The sequence below is a fragment of the Agrobacterium sp. ST15.16.024 genome (genome assembly GCF_027956545.1).
Classification (GTDB): domain Bacteria; phylum Pseudomonadota; class Alphaproteobacteria; order Rhizobiales; family Rhizobiaceae; genus Agrobacterium; species Agrobacterium cucumeris.
On the sequence record NZ_JAQKGO010000012.1, the window covers coordinates 69,049 to 91,033 of the forward strand.

The window sequence follows — 21,985 nt, forward strand, 5'->3', positions numbered from 1 at the left end:
GGCGCCGCGTTTTAGTGCGGCGGCCGCAATGCAGGTGACAATCAGCGAAGCTCGAAAGCGTCCTGAATTTGCTTGGCACCCTCTTCCGCGCTCATCTGGCCGGAGACGATCTCGACGGAGACATCATTGACGACGCGGCCGACGGCAGCACCCAGCGTCTGGTCGAAGAAGTTCTGGTGCCAGGTGGAACCGGCAAGCTGCTTGGCCGAATCCGCCAACAGCGGGTTTTTCACCGCACCGTCAGCACCCGTCGCAACGGGCAGGATCATGCCGGCGGCCGCCATCTTCTCTTCGCTTTCCTTGCTCGTCAGGAATGTCGCGAAATCGATCGCTTCCTTGGAAGCGTTTTTCGTGACTGCCCAGCCATTCAGGCCGCCCAGCGTATCGGTTGCCTTACCGGCACCGCCTTCGACAGCAGGGAATGCGAAGCGGCCAATATTGTCGGCGGCAAGTCCTTTGCCATCACCGGCATTCTTGCGCTGGTTGGCTTCGGTATTGTCGAAACCGAGGATCATCGCCGCCTTGCCATCACCGAAGACGCCGAGCGCCTGCGGCCAGGTGGAGCCGAGATAGCCGGGCTGGAAGGGTTCCAGCTTGCCGAATGCGGCCAGCTGCTCGCCGGCCTTGATGATGGCCGGATCCATGAAACCTTCACCTTCGCCCTTGCGGGCGGCATCGAACACGGCCTGCCCGCCATTGCGCATGACGAGGTAGCTCCAGTAGAAATGGATCGGCCATTTTTCACCGCCGCCACCGGCAATCGGCACGATGCCGGCTTCCTTGATCTTTTTGACCGTTGTGCCAAGATCATCCCAGCTCTTGATGTCTTCCGCCTTCACGCCGGCCTTGGCAAACAGCTCCTTGTTATAAAAGAAGCTGACGAGACTGACCTTGTAAGGCACGGCCCAGACCTTGCCATCGAAAGACAATCCGTCGATCGCCGAAGCATTATAGGCCTGCCGCAGCTTGCCGCCATCGGCGTCGAAAACCTCGGTCAGATCCTTCAGTGCGCCGGTTTTGGACTGTTCCTCAAGAACGCCGCCGCCCCAGCTATAGAAAAAATCCGGAACGTCATTGGATTGCAGCAAAGTCGGCAACTTCGCCTTGAAGGCTTCGTTTTCCAGGAATTGCAGCTGCACATCCACATCAGGGTGCTTGGCCTCGAAATCCTTGGCAATCTCCTCCCAGACGGCCACGGCTTTCGGGTCCAGTTCCACATGCATCCATTTAACCACCGTCGCGGCCGAGGCGCTGGCGGTGCCGAGCATGAGAGCAATGCTTGTCTTTGTGGCAAAGCCTGTCAGCCTGCCGCTCAGGCTTGCGCCTGCGTGCCAAATCGTCATGATGGTGATCCTCCCTCGGGGATTTCCTCATTTATTCCCCAATGCGGATTAATTCACATTAGCCCTCGCATAATGTCAAGGCGCTATGCCGATTTTTTGCGCGAACCGCTTGACACACCCCTCCCCTAGACCGTTATTTAATCCGCAACCCGACATAAATCGGTTCTCGAACCGGCATTGATCGCAGCAGGACACCATGAAGACCGCAGACCCAGAATTGATGCGCGCGATCAACAGGCTAAGCGTGCTGGATAGCATCCGCCGCCACGGGCCGATCTCGCGGGTGGAAATCAGCGAAAGAACGCAGCTTTCCACCACCACCGTTTCGGCGATTACCGCCTCGCTGCTTGATGACGGGCTTATACTGACCCGTCATCTCGGTGATATCCGCACCGAAGGCGCACGCGGCAGGCCGCGGGTGATGCTGGAGCTGAACCCGGATGCCGCCCGCGTGGTGGGCGCCAAGATCGCCGCAAGCCGCATGGTTTTCGTTGTCACCGATTTCTGCGGTAATGTGCTTTCCACCCTCGCCCTGCCGATCCGTGTCGACCGCCAGCCGATTGGCGTCATCGCCGATCTGGTGGAGGACGGGGTTCGCCGCTGCGTGGTCGATGCCGGGCTGTCGCTGGAAGATGTCGACATGGTCTGTCTCGGCCTTCCCGGCGTCATCGAGCATCGCACCGGGAAAATCCGCAGCAGCCCGATTTTGCGCGAAGTGAACGTCAATTTCGCCGAGGAAATGACGGCGCGGCTGAGCTCGCCGACCATCATCGAAAGCGACGCTCACGCCATTACCCTTGCCCACCACTGGTTCGGCCATGCGCGCGATCTGGAAGACATGGTGCTGATTTCGCTTGAACAGACGCTCGGGCTTGGCGTTTTGCACCAGAACCAGCTGTTTCGCGGTGCCGGCGGCCTCAGCCACAATCTCGGCGACCTCGTCATCGGTCTTGCCAATGAAGGCACAGTGCGGCTGGCAAGTCAGGCCGGCGAAAATGCCATTTTGGGCTCACGCCCGGTGGATGGGCGATTTGCCGAGGCGATCCGGCTCGGTCGCGGCATGCAGCATGCCCATGCGCTGATTGCGGCTGAAGATCACGATCTCATTGCCGCAGCCCTGCGCGCCGGCGCGGCGCTGGGCCTGACACTTGCCAATATCGTCACGCTGTTTGCTCCGCCACGGGTCATCATCACCGGCTCCAGCCTCGAGCTCGGCGAACCCTTCATCACCAGCATCCGCGACAGCTACAACGCTGCCGTGCCGCCTTCGCTGGCCGGCGTCGCGGAGCTGGTTTTCGACATTGCGAGCGATGAGTTGTGGGCGCAGGGGGCTGCAGCCGTAGCACTCTACGAACTTTACGAATCGCCATGGAACACGACGGGGCCGGCGCTTTAGCCATAAGGGCAGAGCGGCAGGCTTTAAGAATTTCTGATTTACGGGAGGAAATCACATGAACAGGGTCGGTATCGGCATCATCGGCTGCGGCAACATCTCCAGCGCCTATCTCAAGGCCATGGCGTCGTTTCCCATTCTCGACATTCGCGGTCTTGCGGATATGAACGAGGCGGTGGCGAAAGCCCGCGCCGATGAATTCGGCCTTCAGGCAACCAGCATCGACGCGCTTCTCGCCGATCCTTCCGTGGAGATCATCGTCAACCTGACGATCCCCAAGGCACATGTGGAGGTGGGGCTGCGCGCGCTTGACGCCGGCAAACATGCCTATTCCGAAAAGCCGCTCGGCATCAATTTCGCCGAGGGCAAACGGCTTGCGGATGCGGCAAAGGCAAAGGGCCTGCGCATCGGCTCGGCCCCGGATACCTTCCTCGGCGGCGGGCACCAGACCGCACGTCGGCTAATCGATGAGGGTGTGCTGGGCCAACCGGTTGGCGGCACGGCCACCTTCATGTGCCCCGGTCATGAGCGCTGGCACCCCAACCCCGCCTTTTATTACGAGGTCGGCGGCGGGCCGATGCTGGATATGGGCCCCTATTACATCACCGATCTCGTCAACCTGTTCGGCCCGGTCGCCAAGGTTGCGGGTTTCGCCATCGCCCCGCGTAATGAACGCCTCATCACCAGCGAACCGAAGAACGGCGAAAAAATTCCCGTTCATGTTGCCACCCATGTCTCCGGCGTGCTGGCGTTCCAGAATGGCGCCGTGGTGCAGGTGGGCATGAGCTTCGATGTGGCGGGCCACAAACACGTGCCGCTGGAACTCTACGGCACCGAAGGCACGTTGATCGTGCCCGATCCCAACCATTTCGGCGGCGAAGTGCAATTGCTGAAAAAGGGCGGCCAGTTCGAGCCGCAGGCGCTGTGGTCACCCTATGCCGACGGCAATTACCGTTCCATCGGCGTCGCCGACATGGCCCATGCGATCCGCGAGAACCGCCCGCACCGCGCCAATGGCGATCTGGCCTTGCACGTACTGGAGGTCATGGAAGCCTTCCAGACGGCATCAGACAGCGGCACGACCGTTTCCATCACCACCAAGGCAGAGCGCCCTGCTCCGCTTGAAACATCGCTGGTCAACGGCCAGCTCGGCAAATAATCCGGAGGAGAAAATAAATGCGTGAAGCACTCATCGTCTGGGGCGGCTGGAGCGGCCACGAGCCGCAGGAATGCGCCACCATCGTCAAGGACATGCTGGAGGAGGACGGTTTCAAGGTCTATGTGGAGCATTCAACCGAGGCCTTCGCCGATCCTTCGGTACATGATCTCAGCCTCGTCGTGCCCATCGTCACCATGTCGAAGATCGAGAAGGAAGAGATCAAGAACCTCACGGCCGCCGTCGAAAACGGCGTCGGCATTGCAGGTTTCCATGGCGGCGCGGGCGACAGTTTCCGCGAATGCGTCGAATACCAGTTCATGATTGGCGGCCAGTGGGTCGCCCATCCCGGCAACATCATCGACTATCACGTCAACATCACCCGCCCCGATGACCCGCTGATGGAGGGTATTTCCGATTTCCCCTACACGTCGGAGCAATATTACATGCATGTCGACCCCTCCAACGAGGTGCTGGCGACGACAAAATTCACCGGCGACCATGCCTGGTGGATCGACGGCGTAGTGATGCCGGTGGTGTGGAAACGCAAATACGGCAAGGGCCGGGTTTTCTATTCGGCGCTCGGCCATCAGGCCAAGGAATTTTCCGTGCCGCAGATGAAAACCATGTTCCGCCGCGGTGCCAACTGGGCGGCTCGGTAAGGTTTTCGAGCAGCGGCCTTACAAAGCGCCGAAATACATCCTGCCCCATCCACCCATTCGGCGTCATCCTCGGGCCTGTCCCGAGGATCCAATCACATATCGCAAAATGGACCGGCGCAGATCCTCGGGACAGGCACGAGGATGACGGAGGAGAGGCTCACAAACTGGTAGGGTGAGCCACAGCCCTCTTTTAGCCCCGAACAATCTCTTCCGCAGCCATCGCCACACCCAGCAGGTGATCATCCGTCCCATGCAGGCCGGAAAGCAGCAGGCCGACCGGCATTTCTGCCTCGCCTGTTCCGCAGGGGATCGAAACACCACAGAGATCGAAGAAATTACCGATCTGGGTGTTGCGCAGGGTTTTCGCATTCATGGAGAAAAAGGCATCGTCATCATCGATGAGCGGCGCGACCTTTGCCGCGACATGCGGCAATGTTGGCGAGACTAGAAGCTCGTGCCTGCCGACCATGCCGGAAAACGCCACCGTCATGCGTTCGCGCGCCTCAAGAATGGCGATATAGTTAGGCATGGAGATATTCGCACCAAGCTTCGTTCGGGCAACGACGCGCGGATCCATACGCGCGGCATCCGCACCTTCCAGCCGGGCTTTATGCAGGGCAAAGGCTTCCGCCGTTACCAGCGCGCCTTTTTGCCTGATAAGATCGAACAGTTCCGAGAAAATCGGGAATGCCTGCCACCGCACCGAAGCGCCGGCACGCACCAGCCGCTCCACCGCCTGCTCGAAGGCGGCCGCAACATCATCCTCGATGCCATCGAAAAACACTGTCTCCGGCACCACCAGCGACAGGCGGGAAAGAGGTGTGTGCGCCACATCAGCCGTGGCCTTGCCGCGCATGGCCGCGTCCACCCAGACGGCATCCTGCACGGTGCGGGTGAGCGGCCCGAGTGAATCAAGGCTTTTCGCCAGGGGATAGACGCCGCGCATCGAATAACGGCCGCGGCTTGCCTTGTAGCCCACCACGCCGTTGAAGGCGGCGGGAATGCGCACGGATCCGCCGGTATCCGTACCGATCGCCACCGGCACCAGACCGGCGGCCACAGCCGCACCCGCGCCGGAGGAGGAACCGCCGGGCAAACGGTGGCCATCCTGCGAGGCGGGGTTACGCGGCGTGCCATAATGCGGATTGATGCCGAGACCGGAAAAGGCAAACTCGCTCATATTGGTGCGGCCGATTGAGATCATGCCCGCCTGTTTCAGCGCCGTTACCACATCTGCATCGCGGGACGCCGTTGTGCTCTCCGCAAGCACTGTCGATCCGGCCGTGGTCGCCATGCCCTCGAGATCGAAAAGGTCCTTCCAAGCCACCGGAATACCATCAAGTACACCACAGGAACGGCCGTCGCGAATGCGTTTCGATGCCGCTTCCGCCTCCGCCATGGCGCGCTCGGCCGTCAGGCCGATAAAAATCGCCTGGTCGTCGTCGTGACCAATCGCATCGAGCGTCTCCTCCACCAAACTACGCGGGTCGAGATGGCCGCTCTGGATGAGAACGGAAAGTTGCGCGATGTTTTTGCCCCTATGAGCCATGATATCTTCCCTGAAACCGGCATGTTGCGCACAACATGCCGTTTCTCCGCTGCTTGGCAAGGTCAATTCTCGTCCCCCTGCAGCCGGTAATCCACCTTGAAGAACACGTAAAGCGTGTCATAAAGTCTTGGTGGTGTCGCTCCAGAATATAATCACCAGCACCCGGTTTTTTCAACTCAGGGCGCAGGCAAGCAACATCTTATATAAGCGACGACTATAAAAAGACGGATTAATTCTTAATCGCATCTAAACTTTGTTGAATTATTTAGCAGACAGCATTGAAATGCATGCCCTATAAAATTCCATAAAACAATCATAACGCGACATCGCGGGGGAATATCGCGAATGGAAGAGACTGCCTATCGGGGGATAGATAGACAGACTGAACCCGGCCACACGCTTGACTCAACGACGCAGCCGGAAAATGCACGGTTTTCGCGCCGCCGTTCGCTTGCCAGCAAGATAACCCTGATATTTCTGGGCGGCGTGATCTTTTCCTACAGCATCGGTGCGCTCGTTGGCTGGTACATGTTCGTTGCCGCCGCCAGCGAGCAATGGCTCAATCAGGCCCGCGTCAATTCGCAGATCGCCAGCGCGACGCTGCGCAGCATCTACACCTATGTCAGCGTTACCGCCGACGAGAGCGGTCAGGTCAACGGCATATTGACCGACAAGCCGATCGGCGACGACGAATCCATCCTCGTTACCGGCTTCAATCCCAGCGATGTTCTCGCCCTCATCGGCGCGCAGACCAAAAATGCTGTCTGGCTTTTCCGCTATGACGAAACCGATTCCGGCTTCAGGCAGATCGCGGCAGCCTTCGACAACGCCACCGATGACGCCGAAAAGCCGCTCGCGACGGATCCCATTTTCGCGAAGGATGGTGTGGCGGCGCGTTTTGCCACCGGCTTTGCGACCATTGGTGAGTCCAGCCATTATATTGGCCTACTGCCGATCATCAGCACGGAAACAAAAAAACCGATCGGTGCGGTCGCTGTCAGTATCGGCGGTTCGGATGCACTTTACGGCGCGCAGCGCAAGCTGATCTACAATTCGCTCGCCGCCCTGATCGTGGTGCTGACGGTCACGGGCGTGCTCGTTACGGTGATCGCGAGGCATTTCCTGAAGCCCGTTCCGGCCCTGGTGCAGGCGACGCTGCGGATCGCCCGCGAGGAAACCGATATTGTCACGCCGTTTCAGGAACGCAGAGACGAGATCGGCGACATGGCAACCGCCATCGAAACGCTGCGGGAGGCGGTTCTGGAACGCGGGCGCCTCAGGCAGATACGGGATATGGCCGAACAGCTGGAACATATGGCGCATCACGATGCGCTGACCGGTCTTCCCAACCGCGTATTGCTGATGAAGACGCTGGAGAACCGTCTCGAACATCTTGCCGTATCCGGCCAGCCATTCAACGTCATGCTGCTTGATCTCGACCGCTTCAAGGCCGTCAACGATACGCTGGGCCACGCCGCCGGCGATGCTTTGCTGGTGGCCGTCGCTTCACGGATTTCCGCCGTGCTCGGTGAAAACGACATGGTGAGCCGGCTCGGTGGCGACGAATTCGCCATCATTCAGGCGGGAAGCAACGACTACCGGACAGATGCAGCCCTGTTGGCAAAACGGGTGGTGCACGCGGTCTCACGCAGCTTCAATCTCGAAGGCAGCGACATCAGCGTCGATACCAGCATCGGCATCGCCTGCGCACCGGACCACGGCACCTCCGCCACCCAGCTTCTGCAGCAGGCCGATCTCGGACTTTACCGGGCGAAATCCATGGGCTGCGGCCTTTTCGTATTTTACGAGCCCGGCATGGACATGGCCGCGCAGCACAAGCACGCGCTGGAAATAGACATGAAATCCGCCCTCGAAAACCACGAATTCGAGCTGCATTACCAGCCCGTGGTCAACCTGCAGAGCGGCCGCATCGTCGCCTATGAAGCGCTGGCCCGCTGGCGGCACAGCAAGCTTGGCCTCATCACGCCGGACCGCTTCATCGCCATTGCCGAAGAAAACAACTTCATCAAGCCGCTCGGCGAATGGGTTCTGGCGCAGGCCTGCATGGATGCCATGGCCTGGCCAAAGGACATCAGGCTGGCCGTCAACCTCTCCGCTGTCCAGCTCGGCAATGACGACATCGTCCCCGTTGTCGATCGCGCCCTTGAAACCTCCGGCTTCCTGGCGGAACGGCTGGAGCTGGAAGTGACGGAAACGGCAATGCTGGAACGCGACAGCAGCGCAAGAGCTCTGAAGCTGTTGAAAGAAAGAGGCGTCCGTCTCGCCCTTGACGATTTCGGCACCGGCTATGCCGGTTTGAGCACGCTGACCCACGTGGCCTTCGACAAGATCAAGATCGACCGCGAATTCGTCTCCGGCCTGCCCGCCAATCCCATGTGCTCGGCGATCGTCAACACCATCATCGACATGGCTGATCAGATCGGCCTGAAGGTGACCGCCGAGGGCGTGGAAAACAGCGAACAGGTTGCCGCACTGAAACTTTGCGGCTGCGACGAGGCTCAGGGTTATTATTTCGCTGAACCGGCGCCACTTGCGCATATCCTCAAAAATCGCGCCATCATCACGCCGGCCGGGAAAGACGGGTTTGGCAGCGGAGGCGACCAGTCGCTGCGCGACACCGGGCGTCCAATGCAGGAAACCTATAACCCGCCACAAAAAGCGATATGAGAAACCGGCCACCGGCCAAAAGGAAATAACATGCGTCTTGCGGTATTTTGCCTTTTCGTCACATGCTTTGCCCCCATCACCCCGCTGCAGGCCGCCAGCGAAGGCGATACGCTGCAGCAGATTGCCAGGACCGCAAAAATCCGCATCGGTTACCGCGAAGCCGAGCCGCCTTTTTCCTACCAGCTGCCGGATGGAGAGGTGACGGGTTTCTCGACCGATCTCTGTCGGACGATCAGTGAGGATATCCGCAAGAAGCTGAAGCTCGACAGGCTCGAGCTCGAATATGTCAAGGCCACGCCCGCCACCCGCTTCATTCTTGTCCGCAGCGGCCAGATCGATATCGAATGCGCCGCCACGACCAACAACAGCGAACGCCGGAAAATCGTCGATTTCTCCTATCCGAACTTCATGACCGCGACGCAGTTTCTATCGCGCAGACAGGACAATCTGAAAAACCTTGCCGATCTGGCTGGCCGCTCCGTCACCTCCGCTTCTGGTACCGTCAATATCGAACAGCTGAATGCCATAAACCGGGAAAAGAACCTCAATATCTCGGTCATGCCGACGAAAACCAATGAGGAAGCCTTCGCGCTCGTCGTTTCCGGCAAGGCTTCCGCCTTCGTCATGGACGGCATCCTGCTGGCCGCCCTGGCTGCCACATCCGAAAATCCGAACCTTTATGCGCTTTCACAGGAAACGCTGAGCGCACCTGAACCTTATGGGCTGGTTTTCCGGCGCGACGACCCGGCCTTCAAGGCGGCGGTCAATGAAAGTCTCAAGCAGATTTTCGACGGTCCTGCCATTCACGACCTCTATGAAAAATGGTTCACCAAGCCCATTCCGCCCAACGGCATGAACCTGAACCTGCCGATGGCGGCAAGTTTGAAACAGGCCTACGAACATCCGAGTGAATATCGTGACTGAGGGCGCCCCCTCCCGCCTGCATTTTATGAAGACATGTTTTGACAGATCATTTTAGCTGGAGATGCGCGATGCAGAGATCGACATTGGGGCTTGCATTCGGAATTTTAAGTCTTTTATCCACCCAGGCGGCAAGTGAAGACAGCCAGCCGCCGACCCTCGAAACCATTGCGAGGACCGGCACCATCCGGCTGGGTTATGCCGATCACAATATTCCCTTTTCTTATCTCGGCACCGGCGCAGAACCGATCGGCTACAGCATCGAGCTTTGCCTTAGGGTGGCGGATTCCATCAAAACGAAACTGGGCTTGCCGGACCTGAAGATCGACTTCGTCAAACGCACCCCCAGCAACCGCATTACGCTTCTCAATGACGGCACGATCGACATTGAGTGCGTGGCGAGTACCAATACGGAGGAAAGGCGCAAGGCGGTGTGGTTTTCCTACAGCCATTTCATCACCGGCACGCGTTATGTGGCGCTGAAATCCAGCCGCTTGAACACGGTTGCCGATCTCGCTGGCCGCACCGTGGTGGTGACGACCGGAACCATCAACATCAGCCAGTTGAATGTGCTGAACCGCAAGCTGGGCCTGAATATCGCCGTTCTGCAGAATGACAGCACCGCAGGCGGTTTCGAGATGGTGACGGAAAACCGTGCCTCCGCCTTTGTCATGGACGATATTCTTCTGAGGTCCTTCGTCGCCGAGACAGGCAAGCCCGACGACTATTCCATATCCAACGAATATCTCGCCCCGCCGCAGCCCTATGGCCTGATGCTCCGCCACGGGGATACCGGTTTCCGGGATGCTGTCAATGAAGCGTTGGGGCAAATCTACAAGAGTGGCGAAATCGAAAAAATCTACGAAAAGTGGTTCAATGCGCCAATCCCGCCGAACGGCATCAACCTGAAGCGCCCAATGCCCGGCGATCTGGCCGAGATATTCCGAAGGCCCTTCGACACGACGACAGACAAATGAAAACGCCGCCCGTTGAAGGGCGGCGTCTTTCGCAAAATATCTTATGCAGCGCGCAGGTCCGCACTCAACGGTATCTCGACATCGATCTCCAAGATGGAGACATGCTCGTCGCGATCCATCTTCACATGCACCCTATCGCTGTCGATCTGCACATGCTTGGCAATCACGGCAAGAATTTCTTCCCGCAGGACAGCGACGAGATCGGTTCCCGACGATGCCCGCTCGTGGGCCAGCAACACCTGCAGCCGTTCACGCGCAAGCGGTGCCGACTTCTGTTTGCGGAAGAGACTGAAGATGCTCATGCAGCCCTCCTTGCAAAGATCTTGGAGAAGATGCCACGCTTCTCGCCGGGGATGACGACCGGAATGTCCTCGCCGGAGAGGCGGCGAGCGGCGTCGAAATAGGCCATGGCCGGGGCGCAGCGGGCATCTGCCAGCGTTACCGGAGCGCCAACGTTGGAAGCACGCAGCACGTCCGTGCTTTCCGGAATGATGCCGAGCAGTGGAATGGAGAGGATTTCCAGAACGTCATCCACCTTCAGCATGTCGCCGCGTTCGGCGCGGGCGGAATCGTAACGCGTCAGCAGCAGATGCTTTTCCATCCGCTCGCCGCGTTCAGCCTTCAGCGTCTTGGAATCCAGGAGGCCGATGATGCGGTCGCTGTCGCGTACCGAGGAGACTTCCGGGTTGGTGACGACAACGGCCACATCCGCATGGCGCATGGCCAGCGTCGCGCCGCGTTCGATGCCGGCCGGACTGTCGCAGATCACCCAGTCGAAATGTTTCTTCAACTCGTTGATGACCCATTCGACACCTTCCGGCGTAAGATTGTCCTTGTCGCGCGTCTGCGAGGCAGGCAGCAGGAACAGCGTCTCGAGGCGCTTGTCGCGGATCAGCGCCTGCGTCAGCTTGGCATCGCCCTGAATGACGTTGACGAGATCGTAAACCACCCGGCGTTCAGCACCCATGACGAGATCGAGGTTACGCAGGCCGACATCAAAATCGACGACCACGACCTTCTGCTTGTTCTGCGCCAGCGCGGCGCCAAGCGCTGCAGTCGAGGTGGTCTTGCCAACCCCGCCCTTGCCGGAAGTAACAACGACTACCTTCCCCATATGGCTCTCCTGTTCCAATAGTTGTTTCTCTGTTTTATCAGCCAAGTTTTTCGGCCCTGATCGTATCGTTTTCCAGCCACAGCTGAACCGGCTGGCCGCGCAGCTTTTCGTCGATGTCTTCGGCAACCTTGTAGACGCCATCGATGGCCAGAAGCTCCGCCTCGAGCTTGCGGCAGAAGATGCGCGCCGAGACGTTGCCGAGCGAACCGGCCATGGCACGCCCACGCAGGGCGCCGTAGATATGCACCGAACCGCCGGCGATGATTTCCGCACCCGAGGCGACCGAACCGATAACGGTTACATCCCCTTCGGGAAACATGATCGACTGGCCGGAGCGAACCGGCTCGTTGATGATCAGCGACTGCACCACGGCCCGGATCTCGCCCGCAGCACGCGGCTTTTCTTCCGGCAATTCGGCAGCAACCGCAACCGGCTCCACCTCGACATCGGAAGCGGGCTTCCCGCCCTTCAGCGACGGCGGCATGCCCGGCTCGATCATCGAAGGGCGAACGCCCTCGATGCCCATGATGCCGACATTGCGCTCCGTCAGCGCCGAGAGAAGCGACTTCAGTCCCGCCTTGTCGAGTGACAGTTCCGACACATCTAGAACAACCGGACGCGACAGGAAGAAGCCGGCCGAGCGGGCGGCGAGATCATCAAGCCGCTCCAGCCATTGATCGACCGGAGATTCGGGGGACAGGACGACCGCGAGGAAGGAGCGGCCTTTGATACGGATCGAACGCTGGTCTGTTAGCACTTTGGTCATCTTGGTAAACAAATCGTTGACAATTAGGTACCTCGAATATGGTTAACAAATGGTTAACGACGCCTTCCAGGCGACGGTTTCGTTAAGAAATTTTCGTCAGGAAAAATCTCATGCAAAACATTCAAAAACATCCATTAGCTTTTGATTTTGCGTATTTCCGTCGCTTGTGAAAACTCATGATAGCGACTGAGCCTTGCTGCAACCTGACGCTCCGTGAGGCCGCATCCATCGCCAGCATCCCTAACCCATCTTGCCCGAGTCGGTAAGACGCGAACCGTCCGATTCCGGGACACTATCCGCCGTCAGCCAGGTCCCTGTCATGGGCTTCAAGCGGGAAAAAGCGATTTCGTTATGCCGTCCGATGCTATAGACACGAGGGGCAAGCCCGGCACCTTCAACGGAAGAATGAAATGCACAGCAAAGTCCCACCGCAGAACCAGACATTTTCGCAAGACTATGCCGCTTTCCTGTTCGACATGGATGGAACGCTGCTCAATTCCATTGCTGTGGTGGAGCGGGTCTGGCGCGAATGGGCCGTGGATAATGGCATAGAGCCCAACGCCTTCCTGCAGCGCATTCACGGCATGCGCGCTTCGGAAGTGGTGCGCCGCGAGGCCGTTCCAGGTCTCGATGTCCAGGCAGAGGCCGATATGCTGCTGCAGAAGGAAATGGACGATGTCGACGGCATTCTTCAAATTCCCGAAGCGGCAGTGTTTCTCGCAAAGTTGCCGGCCGGCAAATGGGCCATCGTCACGTCGGCCGCCCGCGCGCTTGCCGAACGCCGGCTGGCAGCGGCGGGCCTCACACCACCCGCAATTATGATCTGCGCCGAAGACGTGGTGAACGGCAAGCCGGATCCGGAAGGATATAAAAAGGCGGCGGAAAAGCTCGGCGTCTCGCCGGAACGCTGTGTTGTCTTTGAAGACGCGCCCGCTGGTATTCAGGCCGGAGAAAGCATGGGCGCGACAGTGGTCGTCATCAACGCCACCCATTCCCATCCCATCGAAACGGCGCATCTTTCCATTGGCAGTTATGGTGAACTGGATGTCAGCATCAACGACGACGGCAGCTTGAAACTTACGGGCAGCAAAGGCTGAAGGGCCGACCACGGAGCGAGCGAAACACCGATTTCATTTGCGGGTAGATTCCCCGCCCCGCCCCCTATGCAACGCCATCCCAGCGCTTGTCACGGGCATAAGGGAAAATGAGAGGCACCGCGCTGTCACGTCCGTCGTCGCACGGTAGCGAGCGCGCCGCCGAAAGCCTTGGCGAAACTCTCCCGATCATCGGGGTTGAGAAACGAACCGACATCGGTCGCCCGCCCCTCACCCGTCACATGCATGGAAACGATGCCGATCTCGTCGTGCCGCCGCACCTTGAAGCGCGCCCAGAAGGGATTAAAGCGATGTTCCACCATGCGCCCGGCCGGAGAGAATTTGCGGATCGACAGGCTGGTGCGGGAGATGCGAACCTCTTCCCGAGCTTTTGCGGCGCGATAATTGGCGCGAAAAGCGAAGTAGAGCAGCAGAAAATCCAACCCGAAGAACAGGCCGACCGGCCACGCCCCGGTGGCGAGGAAAAAGCCGCCATAGATTAGGCAGGCGAGCCCCGACAGGGCAAGAAGCAGCCGGAAACCCCTTCTTCCAAGCGAACGGTGCGGAACAAGTTCCGCCGCGAAAATCGGTTGGTCGTTAAGCGTATCCACGTTGCTTTCCTTCGGGCGGGCTGGCTATAGATAGACCATGACAGTCGCCAAAAAACGATCCAGCACCCAAACCTTGAAAAAGTCAAATCCGGCATCCGCGCGTAAGCCAGCGCGGGTGAAGACGGCCTATTCGAAGGACGAGCTGACCGAGATCTTTCGGCGTTTTTCCATTCAGCGGCCGGAGCCGAAAGGCGAGCTGGAACACACCAATCCCTTCACCCTCCTGGTCGCGGTGGCGCTTTCGGCGCAGGCGACCGATGTCGGCGTGAACCGGGCGACACGAGCGCTGTTCAAGGTGGCCGACACGCCGGAAAAGATGCTGGCGCTCGGCGAAGAGCAACTGATTGGCCATATCAAGACCATCGGCCTTTACCGCAACAAGGCGAAAAACGTCATCGCCTTGTCGCAGATGTTGATCGACAACTTCGGCGGCGAAGTGCCAAAGACCCGCGAGGAGCTGGTGATGTTACCCGGCGTCGGCCGCAAGACGGCCAATGTGGTGATGTCGATGGCCTTCGGCGTGCCCACGCTTGCCGTGGACACGCATGTGTTCCGCATCGCCAACCGGCTCTGTCTTGCGCCGGGGAAAACCCCGGACGAAGTGGAAGACCGGCTCGTCCGCATCATTCCCGAGCAATATCTGTTCCATGCCCATCACTGGCTGATCCTGCACGGACGTTATTGCTGCAAGGCGCGCAAGCCGGAATGCGAGCGCTGCGTGATCGCCGATATCTGCAAGTCGCCGGAAAAGACCTTCGACATTCCAGCCCCGCTGGTGGAGCTACCCGCGCAGCTGTTCGGTGCGGCCGGCGGCGAATGAGGGGTCACGCCGGCTGACGGCCTTGTGCAGATGGACCATCATCGAGGCGGCGAAGAGCGGCGTCAAAAGGTTGAGGAACGGGATGGCCAGGAAAGCGGCGATCACCAGACCGGCCATGAACACCGTCGTACGGTGTTTGGAGCGGAACAACCGTGCCTCGGCGGGGGAGCGGAAACGCATTGCCGCAAACTCGAAGAATTCTCGGCCGAGCAGATAACCGTTCACCAGGAAAAACGCGATGAGGTTGACGCCCGGCACCAGGAGCAGCAAAAGCGCAATGAGGTTGCCGGCAATAACGACACCGAAGAACTTGATCGACGACAGCACGGCCTCGCCGATGGGCATTGCCTTGCCCGGCGGGTCATCGGGATAGGTCTTTTTCTCCACCACTTCGGCGACATCATCGAGAAACAGGCCGGCAATGACGGCGGTGACCGGCGAAATCAGCAATGCCAACGCCAGCGCCAGCCCTATGCCGGCAAAAATGGCGAAAACGAAGGTCAGCCACCCCGCCCAATCGGGTATGCCGGGGATAAGCGTATCCACCCATGGCAGGGCGAAATAGATAAAGATGGAGCGGATGGCGAACCACAGTGCCGCCAGCACGAGAAGCGTGAGCCCCAAAACCTTCCAGAACACCGACCGGGTCTCGGTCGCAAAGAGATTTTGGAATGCCAGCCTCGCTGCATCAAGAATCATTCGGAACTCCCCGGGGGCCTCTCGCGTTGAAATTCTCTAACCAGACGACAGATAAGAACTGGGCCTGCGCTCTGCAAGACAGGGTGAAAGCCGCCAAACGTCTGAAATTAAACCGGAGATGGAATTTCCCTTGAATAAAAGGTATCTCTAAAATATAATAATCCATCTATAATATTTCGCATTCCTGTCCGGTGGAGGGCAAGGCCGGGAAAGCTTACCCCCACCGTCAAATCGTGGTTCGCACGCCCTTTTCGGCGCGCGGATGCATCATCGTTCAATAATGATAAAAAATGAGGCGTTGGTGGAAAAGCTGCTGTTGAATCTTACCCGTGCCATGAAGGCCGGCACACCTTCCGAGCGCAAGATCGCCAAATATCTGATCGAGCATCTGGACGAGCTACCTTTCGAAACGGCGCAGACGCTGGCTGCCAAGCTCGGCCTCAGCCCGATGACGGTCGGCCGTTTCTTGCGTTCGCTCGGATATCGGCAGTTCAGCGACATCCGCGCCGATCTGCGCCATGCGGAACAGACGGCTGGCCCGGACCAGCCCACGGTGATCGAAAGCGGAGAGCGCCAGTCCAACCCGTTTTCTCAACTCCTCTCGCAGCAGATACAGGCCATCCAGACCGCATTCGACATGACCGCCCAGCCAATGTGGCGTCTGGCTATGACCGAAATCACCTCGGCAACCGATGTTTTCCTGGCAACATCGCCGGAAGGTCTTGGCGCCACGCGTCACTTCCACGGACGGCTTCTGGAATGTCGCGGCCACGTCCATTATCTCGGCAGCGACAGTGCCGCCTATGTCGCCCTGTGGGATTTCGAACCGGTACAGACGCTTCTCGTCATCATGGATTGCGGCGGCAGCCTCTCACCCCTGCAGCACCTGTCGGCAACCGCACGCAAAAGCGGCTACAAAACCCTGTTGATCACCACCCGGTTTTACGAATGGGGTCCTGAAAGCGCTGACATCTGTCTTGCGCTGCCTCAAGCCCATAATGGCGGCCAGGGTCTGCTGCAGCTCGTCTCCCTGATGGAATTTACCCTCTGCAGCCTGATGGCGGAGGCCAATGAAACGCGCAAAACGCGGATGAAAAACCTCTTAGGCCTGAAGCGTTCGCTGGGCATCTGATTGGGAGCATGCTCTGAACAGGGCCTAGAGCGAGCGAGCGCTTCCCGCTTGTTTCTTCTCCCCGCCGGGGAGAAGTCCGCGGCAGCGGGATGAGGGGGCGACGGTAGAGATATTCGGCAGCGTTGCCCATCATCCGACCCTTCGGGCCACCTTCTCCCCGGCGGGGAGAAGAAACAAGCTGTGTTCACCCACTCCTGATTTTGCCCCCGCCATTTGCCGGCAAAAATCAGAGGCTCTCCAGTTCCTGGCGATGGCGGTACATGGCGAGAAAACGGCGGTAGTCCCGCTGATAACGGGGTGTGAGCTCCGGATTTCCGGAAATTTCCGCATTGCCCGGATACATGGCCGCGCCAGCCGCCACAATACTCGCATGCACCCCACCGGCCGCGGCCGCCGTCATCGCCGTGCCGAGCAACACGGCATCGGCGGTGGCGGGAATCACGATGCGCTTGCCTGTCACATCGGCGTAAAGCTCCATCAAAAGCGGGTTCTTCACATGACCGCCGGTGACGTGCAGGCTTTCGACCGAATAACCGAAGCGCTTCATGGCATCGAGCACATGGCGCGCGCCGAGCGCAATCGCCACGGCGGTGCGCCAGTACAGGCGGCAAAGACTGTCGAAGGACGTATCCAGCGTCAGCCCGCTGATGACACCAACCGCATGCGGATCGGCGAGCGGCGAGCGGTTGCCGTGGAAATCCGGCAGCACATGCAGCCGCTCGGCAAAGGCCTCCCCCTCAAGCGCGCGCAATTCAGTGACGCGGGCAACGATGCGGGCATGCAACGCCGTATCCGGCTCACCGCCCGCCGCATGCATGCGCACGATATGATCAAGCAGCGCGCCGGTGGCTGATTGTCCACCCTCCACCAGCCAATGACCGGGCAGGATCGCCTGCCAATAGGGACCCCAGAGGCTGTGGCCGGGCATCTGCCGCTCGGACATGGCAACGAGGCAGCTGGAAGTGCCGGCGATCAGCGCCACATGCCGACCGACATCGTCCGAAAGGCAACCGCCCAGCGCACCGAGCGCTCCGGCATAGGCATCGATCATGCCCGCCGCCACCTGGCAGCCGGTGTCGAGACCGAGTTCCATCGCCGCCTCGGGCGAAAGCGGGCCGATGCTTTCCCCCGGCATAACAGTGGTTTCCGGAAGGCTGGCGCGCTCTTTCAGATCGGCAAGCCCCGCCAGCTCCAGATAATCCGCCTGCCAGCCGGGATTTTCCTGCGCCAGAAAATTCCACTTCGCCGTCTGCGTGCAATTTGAGCGCTTGGTTGAACCGGTTGCTTTCCATGTCAGAAAATCCGCCAGATCAAAGGCGAAGGACATGCGTCCCCAGCTTACCGGCATATGCGTCTTCAACCACATCAGCTTCGGCATCTGCATTTCCGGCGACACGCTGTTGCCGGCAAAATCCAGCACCCGATGGCCCGAGGCCGTCAGCCGGTCGGCCTCCGAGATCGCACGGTGGTCGAGCCAGACAATGGTATCGAACCTGTCCTCACCCGTCACCGAAACTGAAACCGGCTCTCCCCGCGCACCGCGAATGACAAGCGAGCAGGTGGCGTCAAAACCGATGGCGGCGATGCTTTGCGGCAGAACGCCGGCATCGGCAAGGGCTGCTTTCACGGCAATGCAGACAGCATTCCATATATCGGTGGAATCGTGCTCGGCGTGGTTTTCACGCGGCCGCTGCATCAGGATCGGGTGGGTGGAGCGGGCGAGAAGCCTGCCGGTCGGATCGAAAATGCCAGCCCGCGCGCTGGCTGTACCGACATCGACAGCGACGAGATTTTGACGCATCAAGACTGTAATTCCATCCCTTGCGCAACGACCCGACGACGACAGGCAAAATACGCTTCAGCCTGCGTCACGTTCCACTTGGCCGTCAAAACCGCCCTTCCCCACATAGTTGCCGACAAGTTGGACCAAATCCGGCATCGCGTCAAACACGGCATCCGCCCCAAGCCCGGCGATCTTTTCGCGGAATGCGGGAAAGCGCGCATGCGTACCGCCCGTGAAGGCAAAAACGCCCATGCCGGCCGCTTTTGCCGCGGCAATACCGGCCGGGCTGTCTTCGATCACGATGCAGTGACGCGGCTCAACGCCCATCGCCTGTGCCGCATGCAGGAAAAGATCAGGCGCCGGCTTGCCATTCTTCACCATCGTGGCGCTGAACACATGCGGCTCGAAGCGGTCGATCAGGCCGGTCAGCCCCAGCGAATAACGAATGCGCTCCGGCTGGCTGGAAGAGGCCACGCAGCGTCTGAGGGGCACAAGCCGGTCCAGCGTTTGCGCAATGCCGTCGATCGGCCGAAGCTCGGTGCGGAAGCGCTCGAACAGCGTCGCCCGCATATGATCGAGAAAATCAATGTCGGTTTCGACGCCGTAATCCTCAAACAGCGTCGCCGTCATGCTGGCGACGCTGCGGCCGAGAAAACGCTCATAGGCCTCTTCCTCTTCCATCGTCACGCCGAGATGGGAGAGCATGTCGAGGAGCACCGAGACCGAGACCGGCTCGCTGTCGACGAGAACGCCGTCGCAATCGAAAATCAGCAGAGGCCCGGTCCGGTCTTCCATTTCACGTCACTTTTCAGCCAACTTGTCATCCAGATAAAGCTGCAAGGTCTTCGCCGTACCTTCTTGCCAAAGCGTCTTCAATGCATGGGCAAAGCGTTTACGGAAAAGTTCCGATTCGGCAACCTCCCCGAAAATATCGTCGAAGACGAGGAAAGCCGCAGGATCATCCTTGGCATTGATGGCGGCCGCCTGCAAACGTTCGGCGCTCGCATCGTTGAAGGTGATTTCCTTGCCGCTGTCGGACGTGCCGTAAAAATAGCGGCACCACAGGGCAGACACCAGCGAAAGGCCGACGATATCCTCGCCGCGCGCCAACCGGTCGGCGGTGGAGGGCAGGATGAATTTCGGCTGGCGGTTGGAGCCGTCCTGCGCCAGACGTGGAATGGTGTCGCCGATTTTCGGATTGAGGAAACGCCGTTCGATGAGTGCGAAATAGTCGGCAAGATTTGTGTCGGGAACGGGTGGAATGACCGGAATGATCTCTTCATTTTCAAGCTTTGCCAGAAACGCCCGGATCAGCGGATGCTCCATCGCCTCATGCACAAAATGAATATCGAGCAGTGCCGCCGGATAGGCAATTGCCGCATGGCCGCCATTGAGGATGCGGATTTTCATGTGCTCATAGGGCGCGACATCAGAAACGAACTGCACGCCGGCCTTTTCCAGCGCCGGGCGACCTGCAGGGAAATTATCCTCCATCACCCATTGCTTGAACTCTTCGCAGAAGACCGGCCAGTTGTCCTCGATGCCGAAATCGTCGCGGGCGATAGTGCGTTCGCGCTCGCCGGTAGCAGGCGTAATGCGGTCAACCATGGAATTGGGGAAAGCGACATTTTCGCCGATCCAGTTGGCGAAGGCCGGATCCGACAAGGCTGCGAGCCCAACCACGGCATTTTTCGTGACCTTGCCATTATGCGGAATGTTGTCGCAGGACATGATGGTAAAGGGTTGCAGCCCTTTGTCCCGCCGCGCCTTCAGCCCGGCGACGATGAAGCCGAACACGGTTTTCGGCGAAGCCGGGTTCTTGCCGTCGTCGGCAATGGCCGGATGCTGCGGGTTAAAGGAACCGGAGGCATCGATGAAATAACCGCCCTCGGTAATCGTCATCGAGACGATGCGGATCTTCGGATCGGCAAGGGTATTGATAATCGTCTTTGTGTCGCCGACCTGCAGAATGTCGATCATCGGCCCGGTAACGCGCGCACCGGTGCGATTATTGTCCTGTTCCACGACGGTGGTCAGGAAATCCTGCGCCGCAAGCTTTTCGCGCATCACCGCATCCGACGGCAGCACGCCCGCACCGATGATGGCGAAGTCATGGTCCGTGCCCGTATTGAACAGATCATCCAGATAGACCGCCTGATGGGCGCGGTGGAAATTACCAACGCCGAAATGCACGATGCCGGCGGAGAGATCAGCACGGGAATAGGCCGGAATCGCCGCCGTTTTTTGGGCTTCGTCAAGCGTTGCGAGGGAGAGTTTGCATGTCATGTCACGATCCTCGAAAGGGGAAACGTTGTTCGTGCCGGTCACCGGGAAACCCCGGTGGTCAGCTCATCCAGTTGCCGCCATCGACATTATAGGTCTGGGCGACGATGTATTCGGCTTCATCAGAAGCAAGGAAGACCGCCATGCCGGTCAGGTCTTCGGCACGGCCCATACGGCCGAAAGGTACCGCCTCGCCGACCAGCCGCTTCTTTTCGCCGGCCGGGCGGTTTTCATATTTCGCAAACAGCGCATCCACACCGTCCCAGTGCTCGCCATCGACCACACCGGGCGCGATGGCATTGACGTTGATGCCGTGTTTGATGAGGTCGAGACCGGCCGATTGCGTGAGGCTGATGACGGCGGCCTTGGTGGCGCAATAAACCGCCACCAAGGCCTCACCGCGCCGGCCCGCCTGGCTTGCCATGTTGATGATCTTGCCGCCTTTTCCCCGAGCAATCATTGTTTTTGCGGCGGCCTGCATCATGAACAGCGTGCCGGATACGTTAATCGAAAACAGCCGCTCGTAGCTCTCGCGTTTGATCTCGACAATCGGTGCGAGGTCAAAGAGTGCGGCATTGTTGATGAGGATATCGAGCCCGCCTGCCTGGCCTTCCACGGTGCGGATGGCGGTGTCGATGGAATGCTGTTTGGTCACATCGAGTTCGACGGCATAGGCGTTCTCGCCGATCTCGCGGGCGGTCTTGCTCGCCCGCTCGAAATCGATATCGGCGATGGCGACCGTCGCACCCTCGCGCAGATAGGCTTCAGCGAAGGCGCGGCCGATGCCGCGCGCCGAGCCGGTTATCAGCGCGGATTTGCCCTCCAGTCTTCCCGTCATATTGCGATACCCTTCTCATCAAACCTGTGTATCTTGGTCTCGTCGGGGGTGATGAACACGGTATCGCCATGCCTGCATTCGAACTCGCCGTCAGTGCGGGCGGTGATCGGTCCGATACCTGACACCTCGAGATGCAGGAAGGTATCCGATCCGAGA

The 21,985-nt window shown here is 59.4% G+C and carries 20 protein-coding genes and 1 pseudogene; 9 read left to right on the forward strand and 12 right to left on the reverse strand.

Annotated features, from left to right (window positions below):
* Positions 1-41: 41 nt before the first annotated feature.
* Complete coding sequence (locus tag PL640_RS23465; RefSeq protein WP_271363741.1) at positions 42-1,343, reverse strand: ABC transporter substrate-binding protein; 1,302 nt, start codon at positions 1,341-1,343, stop codon at positions 42-44.
* Between the two features lie 196 nt (positions 1,344-1,539).
* Between PL640_RS23465 and PL640_RS23470 the strand changes: the two genes are divergently transcribed.
* Genes PL640_RS23470 through PL640_RS23480 form a run of 3 tightly spaced genes read left to right on the forward strand, consistent with a single transcriptional unit; the run spans position 1,540 to position 4,554 of the window.
* A complete protein-coding gene (locus PL640_RS23470) occupies positions 1,540-2,739 on the forward strand; it encodes an ROK family transcriptional regulator (protein WP_271363742.1) in 1,200 nt (399 codons plus the stop codon).
* 55 nt (positions 2,740-2,794) lie between these two features.
* A complete protein-coding gene (locus PL640_RS23475; protein WP_271363744.1) occupies positions 2,795-3,895 on the forward strand; it encodes a Gfo/Idh/MocA family protein in 1,101 nt (366 codons plus the stop codon).
* 17 nt (positions 3,896-3,912) lie between these two features.
* A complete protein-coding gene (locus PL640_RS23480) occupies positions 3,913-4,554 on the forward strand; it encodes a ThuA domain-containing protein (protein ID WP_003523774.1) in 642 nt (213 codons plus the stop codon).
* 190 nt (positions 4,555-4,744) lie between these two features.
* Here the strand turns inward: PL640_RS23480 and PL640_RS23485 are convergent, their stop codons facing one another.
* Complete coding sequence (locus PL640_RS23485; protein ID WP_271363745.1) at positions 4,745-6,103, reverse strand: amidase; 1,359 nt, start codon at positions 6,101-6,103, stop codon at positions 4,745-4,747.
* Positions 6,104-6,448: 345 nt separating this feature from the next.
* On the opposite strand from PL640_RS23485, the gene PL640_RS23490 reads away from it, so the two are divergent.
* From PL640_RS23490 to PL640_RS23500, 3 genes are all read left to right on the forward strand, one after another.
* Positions 6,449-8,791, forward strand: a complete 2,343-nt coding sequence (locus PL640_RS23490) for an EAL domain-containing protein (protein WP_271363746.1) — start codon at positions 6,449-6,451, stop codon at positions 8,789-8,791.
* A gap of 30 nt (positions 8,792-8,821) precedes the next feature.
* Entirely contained in the window at positions 8,822-9,715 is an 894-nt protein-coding gene (locus PL640_RS23495; protein WP_142841794.1) for an amino acid ABC transporter substrate-binding protein, read from the forward strand.
* A 68-nt stretch (positions 9,716-9,783) separates the two neighbouring features.
* Positions 9,784-10,689: an amino acid ABC transporter substrate-binding protein gene (locus tag PL640_RS23500; RefSeq protein ID WP_271363747.1), complete on the forward strand. Its 906-nt coding sequence runs from the start codon at positions 9,784-9,786 to the stop codon at positions 10,687-10,689.
* 41 nt (positions 10,690-10,730) lie between these two features.
* Here the strand turns inward: PL640_RS23500 and minE are convergent, their stop codons facing one another.
* Genes minE through minC form a run of 3 tightly spaced genes read right to left on the reverse strand, consistent with a single transcriptional unit; the run spans position 10,731 to position 12,569 of the window.
* Positions 10,731-10,991 (reverse strand): cell division topological specificity factor MinE, encoded by a 261-nt coding sequence (minE, locus tag PL640_RS23505; protein ID WP_046802074.1) that lies wholly within the window; start codon positions 10,989-10,991, stop codon positions 10,731-10,733.
* Entirely contained in the window at positions 10,988-11,803 is an 816-nt protein-coding gene (minD, locus tag PL640_RS23510) for a septum site-determining protein MinD (protein ID WP_046802075.1), read from the reverse strand. The genes minE and minD overlap by 4 nt, the downstream gene beginning before the upstream one ends.
* A 37-nt stretch (positions 11,804-11,840) precedes the next feature.
* Positions 11,841-12,569 (reverse strand): septum site-determining protein MinC, encoded by a 729-nt coding sequence (minC, locus tag PL640_RS23515; protein ID WP_271363748.1) that lies wholly within the window; start codon positions 12,567-12,569, stop codon positions 11,841-11,843.
* A 410-nt stretch (positions 12,570-12,979) separates the two neighbouring features.
* On the opposite strand from minC, the gene PL640_RS23520 reads away from it, so the two are divergent.
* Positions 12,980-13,666, forward strand: coding sequence for an HAD family hydrolase (locus tag PL640_RS23520; protein WP_271363749.1), 687 nt, complete (start codon positions 12,980-12,982; stop codon positions 13,664-13,666).
* A 125-nt stretch (positions 13,667-13,791) separates the two neighbouring features.
* On the opposite strand, the gene PL640_RS23525 is transcribed toward PL640_RS23520, so the two are convergent.
* Positions 13,792-14,274, reverse strand: coding sequence for a DUF2244 domain-containing protein (locus PL640_RS23525; RefSeq protein ID WP_142841791.1), 483 nt, complete (start codon positions 14,272-14,274; stop codon positions 13,792-13,794).
* A 37-nt stretch (positions 14,275-14,311) separates the two neighbouring features.
* On the opposite strand from PL640_RS23525, the gene nth reads away from it, so the two are divergent.
* Positions 14,312-15,094 (forward strand): endonuclease III, encoded by a 783-nt coding sequence (gene nth / locus PL640_RS23530; protein WP_046802079.1) that lies wholly within the window; start codon positions 14,312-14,314, stop codon positions 15,092-15,094.
* Here nth and PL640_RS23535 read toward each other — a convergent pair.
* The gene (locus tag PL640_RS23535; protein ID WP_271363751.1) at positions 15,056-15,793 is read right to left on the reverse strand and encodes a sulfate transporter family protein; all 738 of its coding nucleotides are present in this window, start codon (positions 15,791-15,793) and stop codon (positions 15,056-15,058) included. The two genes, nth and PL640_RS23535, sit on opposite strands and share 39 nt — an antisense overlap.
* A 298-nt stretch (positions 15,794-16,091) precedes the next feature.
* On the opposite strand from PL640_RS23535, the gene PL640_RS23540 reads away from it, so the two are divergent.
* On the forward strand, positions 16,092-16,925 hold the full coding sequence (locus tag PL640_RS23540) for a MurR/RpiR family transcriptional regulator (protein ID WP_271363757.1): 834 nt from the start codon (positions 16,092-16,094) through the stop codon (positions 16,923-16,925).
* Between the two features lie 226 nt (positions 16,926-17,151).
* Here PL640_RS23540 and PL640_RS23545 read toward each other — a convergent pair whose 3' ends face one another.
* From PL640_RS23545 to PL640_RS23565, 5 genes and pseudogenes are all read right to left on the reverse strand, one after another.
* Positions 17,152-18,726, reverse strand: a complete 1,575-nt coding sequence (locus PL640_RS23545; protein ID WP_271363752.1) for an FGGY-family carbohydrate kinase — start codon at positions 18,724-18,726, stop codon at positions 17,152-17,154.
* A gap of 57 nt (positions 18,727-18,783) precedes the next feature.
* A complete protein-coding gene (locus PL640_RS23550; protein WP_271363753.1) occupies positions 18,784-19,503 on the reverse strand; it encodes an HAD family hydrolase in 720 nt (239 codons plus the stop codon).
* A 6-nt stretch (positions 19,504-19,509) separates the two neighbouring features.
* Positions 19,510-20,994 carry a mannitol dehydrogenase family protein gene (locus PL640_RS23555; RefSeq protein WP_271363754.1) on the reverse strand — a complete coding sequence of 495 codons (1,485 nt, stop codon included), beginning with the start codon at positions 20,992-20,994 and terminating at the stop codon, positions 19,510-19,512.
* Positions 20,995-21,052: 58 nt separating this feature from the next.
* Positions 21,053-21,829, reverse strand: coding sequence for an L-iditol 2-dehydrogenase (locus tag PL640_RS23560; protein WP_135399306.1), 777 nt, complete (start codon positions 21,827-21,829; stop codon positions 21,053-21,055).
* Positions 21,826-21,985: pseudogene (locus PL640_RS23565) on the reverse strand (sugar ABC transporter ATP-binding protein); the annotation flags it as partial. The pseudogene PL640_RS23565 and the gene PL640_RS23560, both read right to left, overlap by 4 nt.